Raw genomic sequence first — 19,618 nt, 5'->3', positions numbered from 1 at the left:
AACACCATGGCGCGACCCGAAGCATCGCCATTAGGCAAAAACACCGACTATATTGAGCATTACGCTCCTGAATTATTGTTTCCCATTCCACGCCAAGATAAACGCGATGAATTGTTGATTGACAGTCAAGCCTTGCCCTTTTTTGGCACCGATTTTTGGACGGGGTATGAAGTCTCTTGGCTGAATCTGAAAGGCAAACCACAAATCGCCATTGTGCGCTTTGCGATTCCTGCTGATTCGCCCTATTTGATCGAATCAAAATCATTCAAGCTCTATCTCAATAGCTATAACCAAACCAAATTGCCGGATGTGGCAACCCTGCAAGCGCAGCTGGCATTAGATATCGGCAACGCTTGCGGTAAGCCGGTGCAAGTCGAAGTGTTTGCACCGCGACAGTTTTCACAATTTATGCTGGCTGAGCTCGAGGGTGAGAGCTTGGATGAACAGGATATCGAGATTGCAAGCTATGACCCACAACCCGAACAATTGCGCGTCTCGGCTGAAACCGTGGTCACAGAAACCCTGTCATCGCAGTTGCTGAAGTCAAATTGTTTGGTCACTGGACAGCCGGATTGGGGCAGTGTGCAAATTCACTATCATGGCCGACAAATAGACCGTGAGAGCCTGTTGCGTTATCTGGTGGGGTTCCGCCAACACAATGAATTTCACGAACAGTGTGTGGAAAGAATTTTTATCGACATCTGGCGTGCTTGTGCACCAACAAGGTTAACCGTCTATGCGCGTTATACCCGCCGAGGTGGGCTGGATATTAACCCTTTACGCAGCAACGACCCGACATTTTTCCCTAGCCTTGCCCGCACGGCGCGGCAATAATATTGCTCTTTTTCTTTGCTAAAGGGGTGGATGATGGCAATCAGCGTGTTTGACTTATTTAAGATCGGCATTGGCCCCTCCAGTTCTCACACGGTGGGCCCGATGCGGGCAGCCAAACAATTTATCCACCGCCTGCAGCGCGAACAGCGGCTAGGTGAGGTGGCACAGGTTAAGGTTGAGTTATTTGGATCCTTAGGTGCCACGGGTAAGGGGCACGGCAGTGATACAGCGGTGATGTTGGGTTTGTTGGGAGAAAATCCGGACACGACCGACTCCGATTTAGCCCCACAACGCATTGCCGAGATTCGCCAACAGCAACAATTATGGTTGGCTGGTACACAGGCGATTCGTTTTGTTGAAAGCGAACATTTACAGCTACATAAACGCAAAAGCCTGCCGTTTCATCCAAATGGGATGCAATTTTTCGCTTACAACAGCAGCGGCGAATGCCTTGCTCAACGTACTTTTTATTCGGTTGGCGGCGGTTTTATTGTGGATGAGGCGGCTGTTGCCGATGGTTTTACCCCGCCTACGGCTGAAGTTTTACCCTACCCGTTTCGCACAGGACAAGAATTGTTGGCACTCTGTCAGCAACACCAGATGAGCATGAGCCAAATCATGTGGGAAAACGAAAAGGTGTGGCGTTCGGAAGACGAGATTCGCCAACAACTGCTCGCCATCTGGCAAGTGATGCAGGGTTGTGTGCGACGTGGCTGTGAACGTGAGGGCATTTTGCCGGGGGGAATGAAAGTCAAACGCCGCGCCGCCGATCTCTACCGCCAATTACTGGCCCGTCCCGAAGCGGCTCTCACCGATCCGCTAACGGTTCTCGATTGGGTGAATTTATATGCTTTGGCAGTCAATGAAGAAAATGCTGCCGGTGGGCGTGTGGTGACAGCCCCGACTAATGGCGCGGCGGGGATTATCCCTGCGGTATTGCATTACTACAGCCGCTTTGTGCCACAGGCTAACGATGAGGGCGTGATTCGTTTCTTACTGACTGCGGCGGCAGTGGGGATTTTGTTCAAGCTCAATGCGTCGATCTCTGGTGCGGAAGTTGGCTGTCAGGGCGAAGTGGGGTCGGCCTGTTCGATGGCGGCGGCGGGGCTTACTGAGGTGTTAGGTGGTACACCGGCGCAAGTTGAAAATGCCGCTGAAATTGCAATGGAACATAACTTGGGTTTGACCTGTGATCCTGTTGGCGGGTTGGTTCAAGTACCGTGCATCGAACGCAATGCGATGGCCTCGATTAAGGCGATTAACGCGGCACGGATGGCTTTGCGGGGCGATGGTGAACACTTTGTCTCACTGGATCGTGTGATTAAAACCATGCGCGATACCGGACGAGACATGAGCAGCAAATATAAGGAAACTGCGCGCGGGGGGTTGGCGGTCAACGTGGTAACGGTGCCAGTCAATATCGTTGAGTGTTGAGTGCGGCTATCTCAACGATTGTGAAATTCAATCGCAACCTTTGCTTGTATTGCCTGTGCTTGCCATCAGTTCTAAATGTGAATTTTTGGTCCGAAAGGGGACGGTAATGGCTGTTATTGAACTGACTGCTGCTGATTTCGAGCAAGCAATTCAACCGGATAAAACGGTAATTATTGATTTTTGGGCACCGTGGTGTGGCCCTTGCCGCAGTTTTGCCCCAACTTTTGCGGCGGCGGCAGACAAACACCCCGATATTGTGTTTGCCAAGGTGAATACCGAACAAGAGGAAGCATTGGCTGCTGCGTTCAACATTCGCTCTATCCCAACGCTGATGGTCTTCCGTGAGCAAGTGATGTTGTATAACCAAGCTGGTGCCTTGCCAGCATCATCGTTGGAGCAGTTGATTACGCAAATTCGTGCGATTGATATGGCAGAAGTGCACAAGGAAATTGCAGCAAACCAAGTCAAAGACAGCTAATCCTGCGCTATTTTCCACTAGAGGGGTCGTGATCGACCCCTTTTTTATTCTGTGTTTTTAATGGATTGTGATAAGAATATTTCTTAAATTTATTGTTTGCCTTAATTTTTTGTAAAAATTTTGATTTTTTAGCTAAAATGAGTAGTTTTCTTGTTTCATAAAGTGTTCCTCTATGCAACAACCTGCTTTTTTACGCCATGCCTCGATTGCCACGAAGCTGAGCTTGGTGGCTTTTCTCTTTCTTACCATTGGATCCTTAGTTGCCGGTTTTTACATCAACCGCGTTGGCAGCACGTTGCTTGACCAAGCGACGGTCGAACGGCTATCCATTCAAAACCAGCAGATTGTGGATATGGTGGAGTCGGTGGCGCAAGTCCAAAACCAAACCGCCGATCAAATGGCTGAGTTGTTGCGGGATCGTTATGACGATGATTTTAGATTAGATACCACCCAACGGATTGCTGTCGGCACCGAAACAGCACCGGCTTTGTGGTCGGGTCATCAGTTAGTCAATAATGATTTTTCAACCGTCGATAGCTTTACCAATACATTGGCTGGCGCAGTCGTAGCCACGATTTTTGTCCGTGATGGTGATGATTTGGTACGTATTACTACATCATTGAAAAAAGAAGATGGCTTGCGTGCGATTGGCACTAAGCTTGATCGACAACATCCCGCTTACGCCACATTGATGAAGGGTGAACCCTTTTGGGGGCCAGCCTTGTTGTTTGGCCGTGATTACATTACCCACTATCACCCGCTGTTGGATGAACAGAAGCAGGTGATTGGCGCCTTATTTGTTGGTTTGGAATTTACCCAAAGTTTGGCCGACTTAAAAAAACGGATTGAATCCGTCAAAGTCGGTGACACCGGCTATGCTTTTGCGATTAACGCCCGCGCGGGTGATAAATACGGCGTAGCAATTATCCACCCAACACAACAAAACAAAAGCTTATTAGAGGTTAAAGACAGCCGTGGTTTCCCGCTGGTGCAAGCGATGTTGGAGCGCAAACAAGGGGTGTTGACCTATGGCTGGACAGATCAGGATGGTGAGCGAGAGAAAATTGCCGCCTTTGCCATTGCCCCCACATGGAATTGGTTAATTGGCACCTCTTCTTACCAAGATGAGTTCCATCAACTGAGTTTGCAGCTGACGCTGCGCGTGTTTCTGGTAACGGGTATTTTGACCTTGATTGTTGGCGCGCTGATTTTCTGGTTAGCCAAACAAATGGTGCGTCAACCCTTGGCACGCGCCAATCAAATTGCCGCTGCGATTGCTCAAGGTCAATTTGATAATCGTATCGACATCCAATCGCGCGATGAAACCGGAGAATTATTAGCCGCGCTTGATCAAATGCAAAGTGCGCTGCGTTATGCCCAACAACGTCGGCGTGAGATGTTACACACCGCTTCTGCTGTGGCCGAGACAGTGCAAAGCAGCAGTGAGGCCTTAGAAGTCGCTACTCAACAGTTAATCGCTGCCAGCAGCCAAGTGGCGATGGTCACCGAGCGTCAGGCTTCTAGCCTTGAAGAAATCTCCGCCAGTGCCAATGAAATGAGCCAAGGTGTGGCGCAAAACGCTGAACGCACCCAACAAGCCGCCAGCATCAGCCGTGAAGCGGAACAGCTGGCCTCTCACAGTGGACTACAGATGGCGGCTCTGGTCGAAGAAATTGCCATGTTGGCCAGTAGCTCAGACCGAATTCGCGCTATTGTTGGAGTGATGGATGGGATTGCTGAACAAACCAATTTGTTGGCATTGAATGCGGCTATTGAAGCAGCGCGGGCGGGTGAAGCCGGGCGTGGGTTTGCAGTGGTGGCGGATGAAGTGCGGGCCTTAGCACAACGCTCAGTCGATGCGGCTCACCAAATTGACGCTTTGATTACTGAATCGACTGCCAAAATGGCCGATTCAAAACAGCGTGCAGCTCAGGTTGGCGTGGCATTACAGCAAGTGGTGACGGTGGTAGAACAGGTTCACAGTTTGATGGGGGAAATTGCCCGTGCCAATGCCACCCACGCCGATGGTTTTATTAACTTAAATGCTGCGTTGCGTGAAATTGATGCCACGACACAACATAATGCCGCTGTCGCAGAAGAAACCTTAGCCGCAACCAAATCGCTTGATGATCAAACGATAAATTTGGTAAAAACAGCAGCAAAATTGCAATTTTCTGAAGATTAAAAATCGACTTATGGCATAAGTTAAGCCACTGTTTTAATAAAGAGATTGGCTTAACTTGTCATAAAATTCTGTTTTGTCATTGCGGCAAAGTTTTCATTTTGTCGTTCATATTTTGACACAATCTTGTCACATCTCCCCCGTAGGCTTGGCGCGTTTTTCTTACTTCGACCGCGCTAAGTCCTACCGGCTATGGTGTCTGGAGCTGTGTCTCTAATGAAAATTTCTACCCGCTTATATGCACTTGCAGCATTAGCCACCCTCACCCTATTGGCGGTGATGGGGGGGAATGCGTGGCAGCTGCAACAACTCGAAGCGCGATTTGCCAACTATGAAACACGGCAAAATGCGATCTTTCGCCTCACCACGGTCAAAGCCAATGCGCTTTCTGTTGCCCGAGCTGATCCGATTTTAGAAGAAACCGATAAAGTGCTGCGTCAAACCGATGAGCTGATTCAGGCTGAATTGCTGGCGCTGCGTGATGATCTGGAGCCGAGCGAACATCAGCGTTTGGATGAACAAATCAATCAAAACTGGAAGAACTACCTCAAACAATTTCAAAGCGCAGTGAAAATTGCGGCCACGGCCCCCGAAGATGCTATTGCGATTCCTGAACAAATCTATCGCATTTATATGGCACCGATGGTCAGTGAAATTGATGGTTTGATTGCGATTGAACAAAAACGGGCGGTGGTGGCACGTGAACAAGCAAAACAGCGTATTAACCATCTTTTCTTAGGAATTTTAATTCCGCTGGCTTTATCAGCATTCTTGATTGTGGGCAGTCAAATTTGGGTTAGCCAATCGTTGGCGCGCCGTTTGAAACACATGAGCGTGGTTTGCGGTTTATTGGCTAATGGTGATTTACGCCAGCGTTTGCCCGTCGGCACTCAAGATGAAATTGGCGAAGTGGCACAGGCTTTCAATCATTTCATTCACACCTTGGTCGATTTGTTGCTCGATGGCCGGCAACATGCAGCAGAATTGGACGAAGGGGCGCGCCAACTGGCTGCAATGAGTGAGCGGGTGCGTGAACATACGCGGGAACATTCTGAAGCGGTGACGGCGGTAGCCAATGAAATTGAAGAAGTGGGCGAGCTAGTTCACCACATGGCGCTCAGCGCAGCAGAATCCGCCACTGCAGCGACCGAGGCTGAGCGACGTGCTTATGAAGCAGGGATTACCGGCAAGAAAGCGGCAGCGGATTTGGCCGACTCGGGGCAGGTGGTGCGTGATGCTGTGGCAAGGATGAATTTATTAGCCAATCGTATTCAAGAAATTGAGCGAATTAGCATCAGCATCCAAGACATTGCCGCCCAAACCAATTTATTGGCGTTGAATGCTGCTATCGAAGCGGCACGCGCAGGAGAACAAGGGCGTGGGTTTGCGGTGGTGGCGGATGAGGTACGCAAATTAGCCGAACGTACCGCAGCGTCAACCGCCGACATCTCACGCTTGGCTGAGCATGTCAAAACAGAAATCAGTGCGGCCCAAGAAGCGGTAGGCGCGGCGGCCGAGGCCAGCGTGCGAGGGGTGGAAGACGGACAAATTATTGTCAGTGAGTTGGATGGGATTGGTCAGGCCGTGGTAGCGTTGGCAGAAGCATTCCGCAAGCTAGCCGAAGAGGCCGAAGAACAAGCGCGTACCAGTCATATCATGTCTGATCGTCTCGAAGCGTTGGCCGAAGGGGCCGATCACACGGTATCGGTGGTCTCGGCATCACATCTGCAAGTCGAGGCACTTTCCCACGCGGCAGAAACCCGCTTATTGGTGGTAAACCGCTTCCAACTTGAGGCATAAAAAAACCGCAGCTGGCAGCTGCGGTTTTTCACGACAACACGTGATTACATGCGTTCGATCATTGCCTTACCGAAGTCAGAGCAGCTCACTTCAGTTGCACCATCCATCAGACGGGCAAAGTCATAAGTCACGATCTTGTCGCCAATGGCGGCTTCCATCGACTTGATCACCAAGTCGGCGGCTTCTTTCCAGCCCAGATGGCGCAGCATCATTTCTGCCGACAGAATCAGCGAACCTGGGTTCACTTTGTCCAGACCAGCATATTTTGGTGCAGTACCGTGGGTTGCTTCAAAGCAAGCGTATTGGTCAGAAATGTTTGCACCTGGGGCAATACCAATACCACCAACTTGTGCAGCCAAGGCGTCAGAGATGTAGTCGCCGTTCAGGTTGCAGCAAGCGATCACATCGTATTCAGCAGGACGCAACAGGATTTGTTGCAAGAAAGCATCAGCAATCGCGTCTTTCACCACGATTTCACGACCGGTGTTCGGGTTGGTGAATTTGCACCATGGGCCGCCATCGATCAGTTCTGCGCCGAATTCTTCTTGAGCCACTTTGTAGCCCACATCACGGAACAGACCTTCGGTGAACTTCATGATGTTACCTTTGTGCACCAAGGTAACGCTCTTACGATCGTTGTCGATCGCGTATTTCATCGCGGCGCGCACAATACGAGTGGTGCCTTCAACTGAAATAGGTTTGATACCGATACCCGAGGTGGCTGGGAAGCGGATTTTTTTCACGCCCATTTCGTTTTGCAAGAAGTCGATGACTTTCTTGGCGTTGTCGGACTCAGCTTGCCATTCGATACCAGCATAGATGTCTTCGGTGTTTTCACGGAAGATCACCATATCGGTTTTCGTTGGGTCTTTCAGTGGCGAAGGCACGCCAGTGAAATAGCGCACAGGGCGCACGCACTGATACAAGTCGAGTTCTTGACGCAATGCCACGTTCAACGAACGGATACCGCCGCCGACTGGGGTGGTCATTGGGCCTTTGATCGACACGGAATATTCTTTCAGTGCGTCAAATGTTTCTTTTGGCAGCCATTCATCAGCACCGTAGATGCGGGTGGATTTTTCACCAGCATACACTTCCATCCAATGAATTTTCTTCTCGCCACCATAGGCTTTCGCAACAGCAGCATCAATCACATCTTTCATCACCGGAGTGATATCGACACCAATACCATCGCCTTCGATGAAAGGAATAATCGGATTGTTAGGAACGGGTTGACCAGGGACAATTTTTTGGCCTTCTTGGGGGACCTTGATATGCGAAGTTGCGCTCATGCCTACTCCATCTTGAGTTGAGTTATTAAAGGTGTGGCTCGAACGGAGCCGCGCCCGGGTGGGGGCGGCTTGGCGCCATGAGGCGGTGCCCAGCGGCCCTCAGGGTACGAAAGTGCGGGCGAAGCGGAAAAAATATAATGTGGCAGGGTAGGCCAAACATCAGATTTTTTCGTGTTCCCCTCTATTATCCGGCAAAACCCGCGCCCCTGCTAGCAAGTCGTTGGCTTTTGCTGTGGCAAAAACTATCTTTGCCTGAGATCGAGACAACGCGCTATGCTTACGGTATTTTACCGTCCGTAACACACAAAACAAATAATCAAAAGAGGGGTGCTTGTTTTATGAATATCGCTGTCACTCGCCATCCAATTGCATGGGACATTGCCCAAGCTTTAGTCGATGGTTTTAATCGTCATTACCGTTTGTTCCGTGAGTGTAGCGCACGTGCCAAGTCGCAATTTGAAGCGCAAGATTGGATGGGGATGCAACGCACCATCCAAGAGCGGATTGATTTTTATGATGAGCGTGTGACAGAAACCACCGCTCGTTTACAAGATGAATTTCAGGCGCAGTCGTTGGATGAAACGGTGTGGCAGCAGGTTAAGCTGCACTTTATCGGTTTGTTGGTGAATCATCGCCAACCCGAATTGGCCGAGACTTTTTTCAACTCGGTGTTCACCCGCATCTTGCATCGTAACTACTTCAATAACGATTTTATTTTTGTGCGGCCGGTGATTTCGACCGAGTACATTGAAACCGACCCGCCCACCTATCGCAGCTACTACCCTGCCAAAACAGGTCTACGCGCCACCATTCGTAAAATCATCGAAGATTTTGGTTGGAAAACGCCGTTTGCTGATTTACAGCGTGATATTCAGCATGTGATGCGGGCGGTGTTTAATCATCTTGGCGGCGCGTGGCCACAGCCCGAGGTGAGTTATCAAATCCAAATTCTGCACTCGGCTTTTTATCGCAATAAAACCGCGTGGATCATTGGTAAAGTGGTCAACGGCGCACAGGTTTATCCTTTTGCCGTGCCGGTGATGTTTAACGACGATGGCCGTTTGCGTTTAGACACGGTGTTGTTAGAGGCGTGGCGGATTGGCGTGTTGTTCTCGTTTTCACGGGCGTATTTCTTGGTGGAAATGGAAGCGCCTTCGGGTTATGTGCAATTCTTGCGCTCGATTTTGCCGACTAAAACCAAGGCCGAGCTTTACACCATGTTGGGCTTACAAAAACAGGGTAAGAATATTTTTTACCGTGATTTCATGCACCATCTGCAACATTCCAACGACAATTTTGTGATTGCCCCCGGTATTCCGGGTTTGGTGATGTTGGTGTTTTTGCTGCCGTCGTTCCCGTTTGTGTTCAAGATTATTAAAGATGTGTTTGGTACGAGTAAGGAAGTTGATCATGCAACGGTGAAACGGAAATATCAGTTGGTGAAGCAACATGATCGTGTTGGGCGGATGGCGGATACGTTGGATTTTTCAAATGTTGCGTTTCCGAAACACCGTTTTGATCCTGAGTTGATGGAGCAATTACGCACATTGGCGCCATCGATTATTGAAGAAACCGAAGACAGCATTGTGATTCAACATTTGTATATTGAGCGGCGGATGAAGCCGTTGAATATGTATATCGAGAATGCAACACCGGAGCAGAAAGAGCACGCGATTAAAGAGTATGGCGATGCGATTCGTGAGTTGGCGACGGCGAATATTTTCCCGGGGGATATGTTGTGGAAGAACTTCGGGGTAACGCGTTATGGTCGGGTGATTTTTTATGACTACGATGAAATCGAGTACATGACCGATTGTAATTTCCGCAAAATCCCACCGGCACCCACGCCGGAGATGGAGATGTCGTCCGAGCCGTGGTATCCGGTGGCGAAAAATGATGTCTTCCCCGAGGAGTTTGCGACTTTCTTGCTTGGCAATCACGAAACTCGGCGGATGTTCTTGAAGTATCACCGCGATTTGTTAAGCGCGGAGTTTTGGATTGAGCGACAACAGAAAATTCGCGCAGGTCACATGGAAGACTTCTATCCCTATCCACAGGCCCTGCGTTTCTGTCATCAATTTGCTTAATGTTTTTTGGGCCGTTGGGTTGATTTTTTCAACCCAACCTACCCAGCTAAGATGGATGTTTTTGATCTGTATAATTAGACATGTTTAATTAGATATGTCAGAATGGTTTTTCTGCAACTAAAAAAGGAAATTTTCCATGTTTGGATTTGATGCAGGCTCTTTCTCTGATTTGGCTGAAACTCCACTAGGGAAAGCCATTTGGGACTTCCTGAATACAGCAGAGGCTTTGGCGTGTCTTGAGACAACAACTTTTCTTCAGCGGCCTGCGCTGGAAGGGCTACAGCCACAACTGGTCGCAAAATTCGGAGAAGAAATCCGTCAGGATCGCTGTAAGCAAATGACAGGGCGTATGGTTCGTCAGATTATGGAAAATCGCGGTTATCAGTTAGACCAAATAGGCGTAAGAACCCGAGTCGGTGATTTGTTTACCAGTGCAGCAAGGTACAAAAAAATGCCTAGTTAAAAACTGTAAGGCGGGTAAAACGTTTATCCGTACGGTGCCGTCACCCCGCAGGGGCGACGCACCAATTACTCAAATTACTCAAAACGCCACACAAATACACCGCTTCACCCCTACCCCCGCTTGCCTCACCGCAACATCATCGCCCTATCGCCACACAAATATGCTAAAAAACCGCCCCCGAACCTTATTACCGTTCAAAAACTCATCTTTCTATGTCAAAAGTCATCCTACTCAACAAACCCTACGGCGTGATTTGCCAATTTAGCCCATCACCCCCCCACCAATCCCTAGCCGACTACGTCCCTGTGCCAAAAATCTATCCCGCTGGCCGCCTCGACACCGATAGCGAAGGCTTGGTACTTCTCACCGATGATGGCCCGTTACAACATCTGATTGCACACCCCCGTTTCAAACAAGCCAAAACCTATTGGGTGCAAGTGGAGGGCATCCCCTCGCCACAACAAATCACCCAACTACAACAAGGCGTCGATTTAGGCGACTTTGTGACACAACCCGCCCAAGCTCGACAGATCGCAGAACCCACGCTGTGGCCACGACAACCACCGGTGCGGTTTCGCAAAAATATCCCCACCTCGTGGCTAGAAATCATCCTGAAAGAAGGCAAAAACCGCCAAGTACGGCGGATGACTGCCAAAGTTGGGCTACCCACTTTACGCTTGGTTCGGGTTGCAATTGGCGAATTACAGTTAGCAGATTTGCCCTTGGGCGCATGGCGCGAACTTTCCGACAGCGAGAAACAAGCTTTGTTGCCACCTGCCCCGCCCAAACGCGTGAAACCGTCGCTTCCTGCTATTCGACAAACAAGATGGACAAACCACAAATAACCTTAATTTGTTCAGTACAAAAATAAGACAAATTTCTTGACAAAGGGTCAGGTGGGGCATAAATTGATCTAAATCAATCTGCTTTGCGGGAGTCCCAGCATGTCTGCTCGCGTGTCTCGGCCAAATTGGCAACGTCTTAGTTGGTGTGGTGTCGCACTGTTTGGTGCAGCTTTATGGTGGAGTGGCGAGAGCCACGCCGCCTCACCAAAATGTCCTGCACTACTCGACCACCGTTTCACCACCCTACAAGGTGAAAAAATCAACCTGTGTCAGTACGCAGACCGCCCGATTTTGGTCGTTAACACCGCAAGCAAATGTGGCTACACACCGCAGTTTGAAAAACTAGAACAGCTCTACCGCCAACATCAGGGCCGTTTGTTGGTGGTGGGTTTTCCAAGTAATGACTTTTTGCAAGAGTTAACCAGCAATAAAGAAATCGCTGACTTTTGCAAGCTGACCTACTTCGTGCAGTTCCCGATGATTGAAAAATCGGTTGTGCGGGGGCCGCATGCGATGCCGTTCTACCAACAACTGCGTACCGCCACCGGCGAAAGCCCACGCTGGAATTTTCACAAATACGTGATCTTGCCGCAGGCAAGCAAAGTCTTGAGCTTTGGCAGTTCTGTCGAGCCTGATAGTGCCGCTATCCAAAATGTGCTGCGGCCTTATCTTGCTGCGAGCTAACCCTCTTGTGACTCACCCCCCATTCTTTTGCAAGGAACTCACACCATGAGCGCACTGGAAATCCTCCCTGATGTCCAAGCCACGCAGCAAGACTTTGGCCTTGCTATTGACCAAGTGGGCATCAAAGCCCTGCGTTTTCCGGTTTCCATCGCAACGGCAACTGGTGCCCAAAGCACGGTGGCTACCTTAGATATGTATGTTTCGCTGCCATCCGATCAAAAAGGCACGCACATGTCGCGCTTTGTCGAACATATCGAGGCTTTTGATGGCGCGTTTGACTTTGCCAGCTTTCAACAGTTTTTATCCGAAATGACGACGCGCCTTCACGCTGCTGACGGTGAGGTTTGCATGGCTTTCCCCTACTTCATTCGTAAGACCGCGCCGGTCTCGGGGGTGCAAAGTTTGTTGGACGTGCAAGCCAGTTTTACTGGTCGCTTGAGTGCAGAACAGGGATGGCAGTTTGAATTAGAAGTTAAAGCCCCGGTGACCAGCCTTTGTCCTTGTTCCAAACAAATTTCTCGCTATGGCGCACACAATCAACGTTCAGAAATCACCTTGCGTGTGGCGTTGAATGCAGCGATGTCGATTGAGGAATTGGTCAGAATCGCAGAAGAAAAAGCCTCGTGTGAAGTCTTTGGTCTGCTCAAACGCCCTGATGAAAAATGGGTGACTGAGCGTGCCTATGACAATCCAAAGTTTGTCGAAGACTTAGTCCGTGAGATTGCCTTGGCATTACGCGAAGACAGCCGAATTGATCGCTTTGTAGTGGAAAGCGAAAACTTTGAGTCGATTCACAACCACTCTGCCTTTGCCCGCGTTCGCTGGCAACGGCCCTCGGCGAGTGTGGCCGCATGAGCACAATTTTAATCACAGGTGCCACAGGTGGGATTGGCCGTGTCTTGGCACAGCAACTGCACCAACAAGGCCACCAACTGTTATTGCTAGCACGGGATGAAAGCAAGCTGGCACAATTGGCGGCAGAGCTGGGGTCAGAGACTGCTTACATAAGCGCGGATTTAACTGTCAGTGGTGCAGCAGAACAGGCCATTCAGCAACTGGCTGAACACCATCCGGTGATAGACGGTTTTGCACATTGTGTTGGCTCCATCAGCTTAAAACCGCTGCACCTGTGTCGTGAAGATGAGTTTGAAACGGTGTGGCGGCAAAATGCATTTACTGCGTTTAGCGCGCTGCGCGCTTTCACTGCCTTGGCCTTAAAGCGTCGCCATCCTGCCGCAGCGGTGTTGGTAGGCTCGTTGGTGGCGATGCCGCACAGTGGTTTTCCTAATCATGAAGCCGTAGCCAGTGCAAAAGCTGCCGTGGCTGCGTTGGCGATGAGTGCCGCTGCCAGTTATGCCAATAAAGGTATTCGGGTAAATACGGTGATGCCGGGCTTAACGCGGACGCCATTAGCTGCCCGTTTCTTAGCCAACCCAGAGGCCGAAGCGCGGATGCAAAGCATGAATCCATTAGGACAAGTGGCCGAGCCCGAAGATGTTGCTGGTTTGATGGCTTTCTTATTGTCACCAGCGGCGCGCCATATCACGGGGCAAGTGATTGCCGTGGATGGTGGTCAAGCCAGTTTACAACGTCCAGCTGTCTAACCTCACCAGCGGAAACGGCGCGTGCAGCGTTCTCCCTGATTGGGCGGTGAAAACCGCCCTTTTTTGCTATGACACATCACAAACTGACCTTGCCGAGCAAAATTTGTCTATGCTGTGGCCGTCCTTTTTTCTGGCGTAAAAAATGGGCCAAAGTATGGGACGAGGTGCGCTATTGTTCGACTCGTTGTCGCCAACAGCGCCGTGCTTAGAATTCGTGGCGCGGGCCACGTTCTAGTAATTGACTGACGGCAGTATGAATACTGACCGTGCCAGATAAAATTGCACACACGGTTTCGGTGATTGGCATATCCACCTGTAGCGCCTGTGCCAGCCGTTGTGTTTCATAGGCGGTTGCGACGCCCTCGGCAACATGACCGAGTTCTGCCAAAATTTGTGGCAAGGTCTTGCCACTGGCGAGGGCTTGTCCAACCCGACGGTTGCGTGATAAATCGCCGGTGCAGGTTAAAATCAAATCACCCATACCAGCCAATCCCGACAGCGTATGCGCTTCACCTCCCAAACGGCTGGCCAAACGTGCCATCTCTGCCAATCCTCGGGTAATTAACGCTGCACGGCTATTCATGCCGAACTGCAAACCATCAGCCATACCTGCCGCAATCGCCATCACATTTTTTACTGCACCGCCGATTTCGACACCAATCACATCGTGGCTGGCATATAAACGCAAACGGGAATGGTGTAAGGCTTGGGCGGTTCGGTCGGCAAAATCGACATCATGCGAAGCCAACACTAAGGCCGCCGGCAAATCGGCTGCCACTTCTTTGGCAAAGCTAGGGCCAGACAACACACCAACGGGCACATCGGCGGGATAACACTCAGCAACCACTTGATGCGGTAATAAGCCGGTGTTGGCTTCAATCCCTTTACACGCCCACAACAGCGGTTTGCACTGTTGTTGCTCTACCAGCTGTTGCAATGTCGGGCGTAACCCTGCCATTGGCGTAACGACCAACAGCAAGTCTGCATCACTCACCGCTGCCGAAAAATCAGCACTGAGAGCAAGTGATGGCGGTAAGGGTGCACCGGCAAGATAGCGGCTGTTTTCACTTTGTTGTGCCAGTTGTGCGATATGTTGTGCATCACGTGCCCACAGGGTCACCTGATGTTCTGGATGCCGCGCATAAGCGATGGCGAGGGCCGTACCCCACGCACCAGCACCGAGTACGGTTAAACGCATTTACAGACCCCAAAAAAACTGAATGCGGGCATAACCGCTGACACCATCACGGTGTTTCACTTTGACCCATCCCCCTTTGGGTGGCTCTATCAGCTCTAAAACTCCGTCTTTTGCCACAGTGAATAACAGGGGGGCGGTGGCTTGTGGTGCTTGGCGGACTTCGGCTTGTTCCGAGGTTACAACAACAGTGCGTTGTTTTAGCAAGTCAGGTGTTGCAATCCAAGCAATACCGCCGGACGCATCGCGTATCCGTGACCAACCATTTTGTTCTGCTAACACTTCTACCGGATAGCCACGGCTGACCACGAACAGTTTTTTTGCTGAACTCGCCGGCGCATCGTAGAGGATGCTGCCATGTTGTTTGACTGAGCGGAATTCTAGCGCCGAGGCCGGCATCGCCAGCAGCAGGGCAAATCCCCCTGCTAGGCCAGCGATTGACACCCGTTGGCGTGTTTTACGCTTCATTGCTAGCTTGAGCGACACGTTGTGCGTACAGCGCATCGAAGTTGATGGGCGACAATAAAACAGGTGGGAAGCCTGCGCGGTTGACGACGTCAGACACTGTTTCACGCAAGTAAGGGAACAGGATATTTGGGCATGCTACACCGAGGATAGGATCTAATTCTTCGGCTGGAATATGACGAATTTGGAAGATACCCGCTTGGGTGGCTTCTACCAAGAACATGGTTTTGCTGTCTGCCAATTTGGCGGTGACGGTGACAGTGATCGAGCTTTCGAAAATCCCTTCTTCCAGCTGTTGTGCACCCAGATTCAATTGCAGATCAATTTCTGGGGATTCGCGCTCCAAAAACACTTGTGGTGCATTTGGAATTTCGAGCGACAGGTCTTTGACGTAGATTTTTTCAATCGAGAAAGTGGGTTGCAGCTCTTTTTGTTCGCTCATGGCAAAGAAAACTTTCTAAAACAGCGGCCCGCAAAACGGGCCGATAGGTGAAAAAAGAAGGAGATTTGAGAATAACAGAAATTGCTGTTAGCGTGCATTTAGGCGCTTAACAATACGTCTAATTTCCCTGCCCGATCCAGTGCAGATAAATCGTCATAGCCGCCAACATGGGTATCCCCGACAAAAATCTGTGGCACAGTACGACGACCTGTTAATTCCATCATCGCTTCACGTTGTGTTGGGTCTAGGTCAACGCGAATTTTTTCAATATCACCCACCCCTTTTTGTTGCAACAAACGTTCTGCCATCTGGCAATAGGGACAAACAGCGCTGGTATACATGCGAACTTTGGCAGTGGCGGTCATGGTGCGGTTTCCTTTTCCTCGGTGAGATAAGTCATTAGTCTATTGCAGACCTTGCACATGGGGATGAGAGTAAAGTCTAGCAAGATGCTTTAGGCCTCCCAAGGATCAATCTCTAACGACCAGCGTAAGCCATGACCATAGGCACGGGCATATTGGGCCAGATGGGGACGGAGTGCTTGCATCACGGCGCGCAACGGGTTGCGGTGTTCGGCTTGCCACAATAAATGGGCTCGTTCTCGATTGGCTAAGCGAGTCATCGCAGCGGGTTGCGGGGGGAATAAATAGACTTCCCCTTGCGTGTGCCAATCTTGATAAATCTGTTCTAAAAAAGCCAAGGCCGTTGCCAGCTGTGGGGCATCAGCACGCAACAAGGCTTGATAACAATACGGCGGCCAACCGAGTTGTTGTCGTTCTTGCAACAGATGTTGGGTATACCCTTGGAAATCATGTTTTACCAAGGCTTGATACAGGCGGTCTTGTGGCAGTTGGGTTTGAATTAACACTTCACCACGTTTGTCTGCCCGTCCGGCTCGTCCTGCCACTTGGGTTAATTCAGCGAATAGGGTCTCACTTGCGCGATAGCTGGCGCTATACAGCGCACCATCGGCATTTAATACCACAACCAAGGCCAGCGCCGGAAAATCATGTCCCTTGGCCAACATTTGTGTGCCAACCAAAATATCTAATTCATGTCGGGCAATTTTACCCAATAGTGCATCCCAGCCACTTTTGCGTTGCATGGTATCGCGATCAATGCGCGCAATACGGGCATGGGGGAAGTGCTGTTGTAATGCTTCTTCCAGTCGTTGCGTGCCTTGTCCTAAGGGACGTAAATCCACATTGCCACAGCTGGGACAAGCAGGGGGAATCTGTTGTTGGTGGCCACAATGATGGCAGCGCAGCCGCTGTTGTGGTTTATGCCACACCAAACGGGCAGAACAACAAGGACATGCCGCCAGCCAACCACATTCACCACACGCCAATGCTGGGGCATAACCGCGACGATTGACATACACCAAACTCAGTTGGCCTTGCTGCAAGCGGTGGTTGATGGCGGCCAATGCCGGTGGAGAGAGACCGGCATCGAGTGGCTGTTGCCGAATATCGACCAGTTGCACGTTAGGCAGAGGGGCGCCGGAGGCGCGTTGATTCAAAGCCAAATAGCGATAACGACCACTTTGGACATTGGCGAGGGTTTCGAGGCTTGGTGTGGCCGAACCGAGCACAATCGGTATCTGGGTTTGCCGAGCACGCCAGACGGCTAAATCGCGTGCCGAATAGCGCAATCCTTCCTGTTGTTTAAAAGAACTGTCGTGTTCTTCATCAATGATGATTAAACCGAGGGCTGGTAGCGGCGTAAATACTGCCAATCGAGTGCCAATCACCAATTGCGCCTGTTGTTGCCATGCGGCAATCCACGCCTGTGCTCGTTCGCCTTCGGCCAGTTGGCTGTGCAAGCTGACCATAGGTGTGTGTGGAAACCGATGCCGAAAACGCGCTTCAAGCTGGGGAGTGAGACTGATTTCAGGGACTAACACCAACACCTGTTTACCCTGTGCTAACACCTCGGTAATACGACGCAGATAGACCTCTGTTTTGCCACTGCCGGTGATGCCATGTAACAGGGTCACGCTAAAACCGGTGGCTGTCTGTTGTAGTGCTTGTACGACATCCGTTTGTGCGGTATTGAGGGTCGGCTGTGGGCCAACGACCAGCGGTGGGGTTTCACCCGTCGCCGTGTCCACCACGCACACCCATCCCTGTCCCTGCCATTTTTCCAGCAACTTGGCTGCTGTTGGGTAATGTTGTTTAGCATGAGACAGGGATAAAGGCTGTTGTCGCAACACATCAAGTAATGCTTGTTGGCGGGGGGCGCGCGTTGAGCAGTGGGCTGATAATTTGCCAGCTTCAGTTAAACGATAGATCGGGTCGGTTTTTGCCTGCCATGCCTTGGGCTGCCGCAAACGCGTTGGTAAGGCGGTGAAGAGTGTCGCACCTAGGGGATATAAATAGTAATCGGAGGCAAATTTGACCAAATCCAGCCAAGCAGTCGGTAGCGGCGGCAAATCGTCTAGCACTGTCTGAATGGGGCGCAATTTGACTGGTGGCTCAAGGCTACCGGGCCCCATTACCACACCACATAATTGGCGGGGGCCAAATGGCACTACCACCCGCTGCCCAATTGCCAAGGCAGCCGAGGTGGTGTAATCAAAACAACGATCTAACGGTACATCTAACGCCACCTGTACCGTGTAGGGCGTGTCAAACAAGGTCATACAGCGTGATAAGGGCGGGAGAGACGATGCACTGCTTCGACCAAAGCTGCGGCATGTTCTGGTGGAACGGTTTGGCCAATACCATGACCGAGATTAAACACATGACCATGACCGTGACCATAGCTTGCCAAGATGCGTGCTACCTCGCGCTCAATCGCAGCAGGTTGAGCATGTAAGGCGACAGGATCAAAATTGCCTTGCAGCGCGACTTTATTGCCGACTTTTTGTTTGGCCACAGCAAGATCGGTTGTCCAATCTAAACCGATGGCATCGCATCCAATCGCGGCAATATCTTCAATCCATTGTCCACCGTTTTTGGTAAACACAATCACCGGTACGCGGCGGCCTTCGGCCTCACGGGTTAAACCGCTGATAATCCGCTGCATATAAGAGAGTGAGAATTCACGATAGGCAGCATGACCTAAAGCACCGCCCCACGTATCAAAAATTTGTACCGCCTGTGCGCCAGCAGCAATTTGGGCGTTTAGATAATCCGTGACGGTATCGGCGGTGACGGATAAGAGATGGTGCATTAAATCTGGCCGATCATAAGCCAAGGTTTTCACGCGGCGGAAATCGTCCGAACCGCCGCCTTCGACCATATAGCAGGCTAAAGTCCACGGACTGCCGCTAAAACCAATCAATGGCACTCGACCTTGTAATGCGCGGCGAATGCTGCTGACCGCATCCATAACATAAGCCAACTCGGTGCCAACATCGGGCTTGCTGAGCGCCAAAATCGCTTTTTCATCACGCACGGGCCGCTCGAATTTAGGCCCCTCACCTTCAGCGAAATACAGCCCTAACCCCATTGCATCAGGAATCGTCAGAATGTCAGAGAATAAAATTGCTGCATCAAGGGGAAAGCGTTCCAGCGGTTGCAAAGTCACTTCGGTTGCCAATTCTGGCGATTTGCATAAGGCCAAAAAGTGGCCAGCACGGGCACGAGTAGCGCGGTATTCTGGCAAATAGCGCCCTGCTTGCCGCATCATCCAAATGGGGGTGTATTCAGTCGGTTGACGTAACAGGGCACGTAAAAAAGTATCGTTTTGTAGAGGGGGCATCATATTCTCACGATAAAAAAATTGGCAGAAACGACAAGTATAACGGTTTCGTGCCGTTCAACACTCGCCAGTCAAGGCAAGACAGACGATAATGCCGCACTTGCTGTC

Annotated in this window: 19 protein-coding genes; 12 read left to right on the top strand and 7 right to left on the bottom strand. The window is 50.7% G+C overall.

The window, feature by feature from the left end; genetic code table 11:
- The first annotated feature begins 6 nt into the window (after nucleotides 1–6).
- From queF to ACYVJG_RS09680, 5 genes are all read left to right on the top strand, one after another.
- A complete protein-coding gene (gene queF, locus ACYVJG_RS09700; protein ID WP_460430881.1) occupies nucleotides 7–834 on the top strand; it encodes an NADPH-dependent 7-cyano-7-deazaguanine reductase QueF in 828 nt (275 codons plus the stop codon).
- 33 nt (nucleotides 835–867) lie between these two features.
- Entirely contained in the window at nucleotides 868–2,268 is a 1,401-nt protein-coding gene (locus ACYVJG_RS09695) for an L-serine ammonia-lyase (RefSeq protein WP_460430880.1), read from the top strand.
- A 106-nt stretch (nucleotides 2,269–2,374) separates the two neighbouring features.
- The gene (trxA, locus tag ACYVJG_RS09690; RefSeq protein WP_460430879.1) at nucleotides 2,375–2,746 is read left to right on the top strand and encodes a thioredoxin; all 372 of its coding nucleotides are present in this window, start codon (nucleotides 2,375–2,377) and stop codon (nucleotides 2,744–2,746) included.
- A 172-nt stretch (nucleotides 2,747–2,918) separates the two neighbouring features.
- Entirely contained in the window at nucleotides 2,919–4,931 is a 2,013-nt protein-coding gene (locus tag ACYVJG_RS09685) for a methyl-accepting chemotaxis protein (RefSeq protein WP_460430878.1), read from the top strand.
- 213 nt (nucleotides 4,932–5,144) lie between these two features.
- Nucleotides 5,145–6,728 (top strand): methyl-accepting chemotaxis protein, encoded by a 1,584-nt coding sequence (locus ACYVJG_RS09680; RefSeq protein WP_460430877.1) that lies wholly within the window; start codon nucleotides 5,145–5,147, stop codon nucleotides 6,726–6,728.
- 44 nt (nucleotides 6,729–6,772) lie between these two features.
- On the opposite strand, the gene icd is transcribed toward ACYVJG_RS09680, so the two are convergent.
- Nucleotides 6,773–8,020: an NADP-dependent isocitrate dehydrogenase gene (gene icd, locus ACYVJG_RS09675; protein WP_460430876.1), complete on the bottom strand. Its 1,248-nt coding sequence runs from the start codon at nucleotides 8,018–8,020 to the stop codon at nucleotides 6,773–6,775.
- 338 nt (nucleotides 8,021–8,358) lie between these two features.
- Between icd and aceK the strand changes: the two genes are divergently transcribed.
- The 7 genes from aceK (at nucleotide 8,359) to ACYVJG_RS09640 (ending at nucleotide 13,912) form a co-directional block, all read left to right on the top strand.
- Nucleotides 8,359–10,107 (top strand): bifunctional isocitrate dehydrogenase kinase/phosphatase, encoded by a 1,749-nt coding sequence (gene aceK / locus ACYVJG_RS09670; protein WP_460430875.1) that lies wholly within the window; start codon nucleotides 8,359–8,361, stop codon nucleotides 10,105–10,107.
- A 136-nt stretch (nucleotides 10,108–10,243) separates the two neighbouring features.
- Nucleotides 10,244–10,570 (top strand): hypothetical protein, encoded by a 327-nt coding sequence (locus ACYVJG_RS09665; protein ID WP_460430874.1) that lies wholly within the window; start codon nucleotides 10,244–10,246, stop codon nucleotides 10,568–10,570.
- Nucleotides 10,571–10,782: 212 nt separating this feature from the next.
- Nucleotides 10,783–11,415, top strand: coding sequence for a pseudouridine synthase (locus ACYVJG_RS09660; protein ID WP_460430873.1), 633 nt, complete (start codon nucleotides 10,783–10,785; stop codon nucleotides 11,413–11,415).
- Between the two features lie 99 nt (nucleotides 11,416–11,514).
- Entirely contained in the window at nucleotides 11,515–12,099 is a 585-nt protein-coding gene (locus ACYVJG_RS09655; RefSeq protein WP_460430872.1) for a glutathione peroxidase, read from the top strand.
- 54 nt (nucleotides 12,100–12,153) lie between these two features.
- The gene (gene folE2, locus ACYVJG_RS09650) at nucleotides 12,154–12,954 is read left to right on the top strand and encodes a GTP cyclohydrolase FolE2 (RefSeq protein ID WP_460430899.1); all 801 of its coding nucleotides are present in this window, start codon (nucleotides 12,154–12,156) and stop codon (nucleotides 12,952–12,954) included.
- Nucleotides 12,951–13,703, top strand: a complete 753-nt coding sequence (locus ACYVJG_RS09645; RefSeq protein ID WP_460430871.1) for an SDR family NAD(P)-dependent oxidoreductase — start codon at nucleotides 12,951–12,953, stop codon at nucleotides 13,701–13,703. The genes folE2 and ACYVJG_RS09645 overlap by 4 nt, the downstream gene beginning before the upstream one ends.
- Before the next feature lie 68 nt (nucleotides 13,704–13,771).
- Nucleotides 13,772–13,912 (top strand): DUF2256 domain-containing protein, encoded by a 141-nt coding sequence (locus tag ACYVJG_RS09640; RefSeq protein WP_460430870.1) that lies wholly within the window; start codon nucleotides 13,772–13,774, stop codon nucleotides 13,910–13,912.
- On the opposite strand, the gene ACYVJG_RS09635 is transcribed toward ACYVJG_RS09640, so the two are convergent.
- The 6 genes from ACYVJG_RS09635 to hemE all read right to left on the bottom strand — a co-directional run bounded on the left by ACYVJG_RS09635 (nucleotide 13,909) and on the right by hemE (nucleotide 19,510).
- Nucleotides 13,909–14,901: an NAD(P)H-dependent glycerol-3-phosphate dehydrogenase gene (locus tag ACYVJG_RS09635; RefSeq protein ID WP_460430869.1), complete on the bottom strand. Its 993-nt coding sequence runs from the start codon at nucleotides 14,899–14,901 to the stop codon at nucleotides 13,909–13,911. The two genes, ACYVJG_RS09640 and ACYVJG_RS09635, sit on opposite strands and share 4 nt — an antisense overlap.
- Entirely contained in the window at nucleotides 14,902–15,366 is a 465-nt protein-coding gene (locus tag ACYVJG_RS09630; RefSeq protein ID WP_460430868.1) for an SH3 domain-containing protein, read from the bottom strand. It lies immediately after the preceding gene.
- Nucleotides 15,356–15,805, bottom strand: coding sequence for a protein-export chaperone SecB (secB, locus tag ACYVJG_RS09625; protein WP_460430867.1), 450 nt, complete (start codon nucleotides 15,803–15,805; stop codon nucleotides 15,356–15,358). Before secB ends, ACYVJG_RS09630 begins: the two co-directional genes overlap by 11 nt.
- A 98-nt stretch (nucleotides 15,806–15,903) precedes the next feature.
- A complete protein-coding gene (gene grxC, locus ACYVJG_RS09620; protein ID WP_460430866.1) occupies nucleotides 15,904–16,170 on the bottom strand; it encodes a glutaredoxin 3 in 267 nt (88 codons plus the stop codon).
- Nucleotides 16,171–16,259: 89 nt separating this feature from the next.
- Nucleotides 16,260–18,446 carry a primosomal protein N' gene (locus ACYVJG_RS09615; RefSeq protein ID WP_460430865.1) on the bottom strand — a complete coding sequence of 729 codons (2,187 nt, stop codon included), beginning with the start codon at nucleotides 18,444–18,446 and terminating at the stop codon, nucleotides 16,260–16,262.
- Nucleotides 18,443–19,510 (bottom strand): uroporphyrinogen decarboxylase, encoded by a 1,068-nt coding sequence (gene hemE, locus ACYVJG_RS09610; protein ID WP_460430898.1) that lies wholly within the window; start codon nucleotides 19,508–19,510, stop codon nucleotides 18,443–18,445. The genes ACYVJG_RS09615 and hemE overlap by 4 nt, the downstream gene beginning before the upstream one ends.
- Between the last annotated feature and the right edge of the window lie 108 nt (nucleotides 19,511–19,618).

Source organism: Aquaspirillum soli, from assembly GCF_054781915.1.
This window is presented reverse-complemented; position numbering and strand designations above follow the sequence as displayed.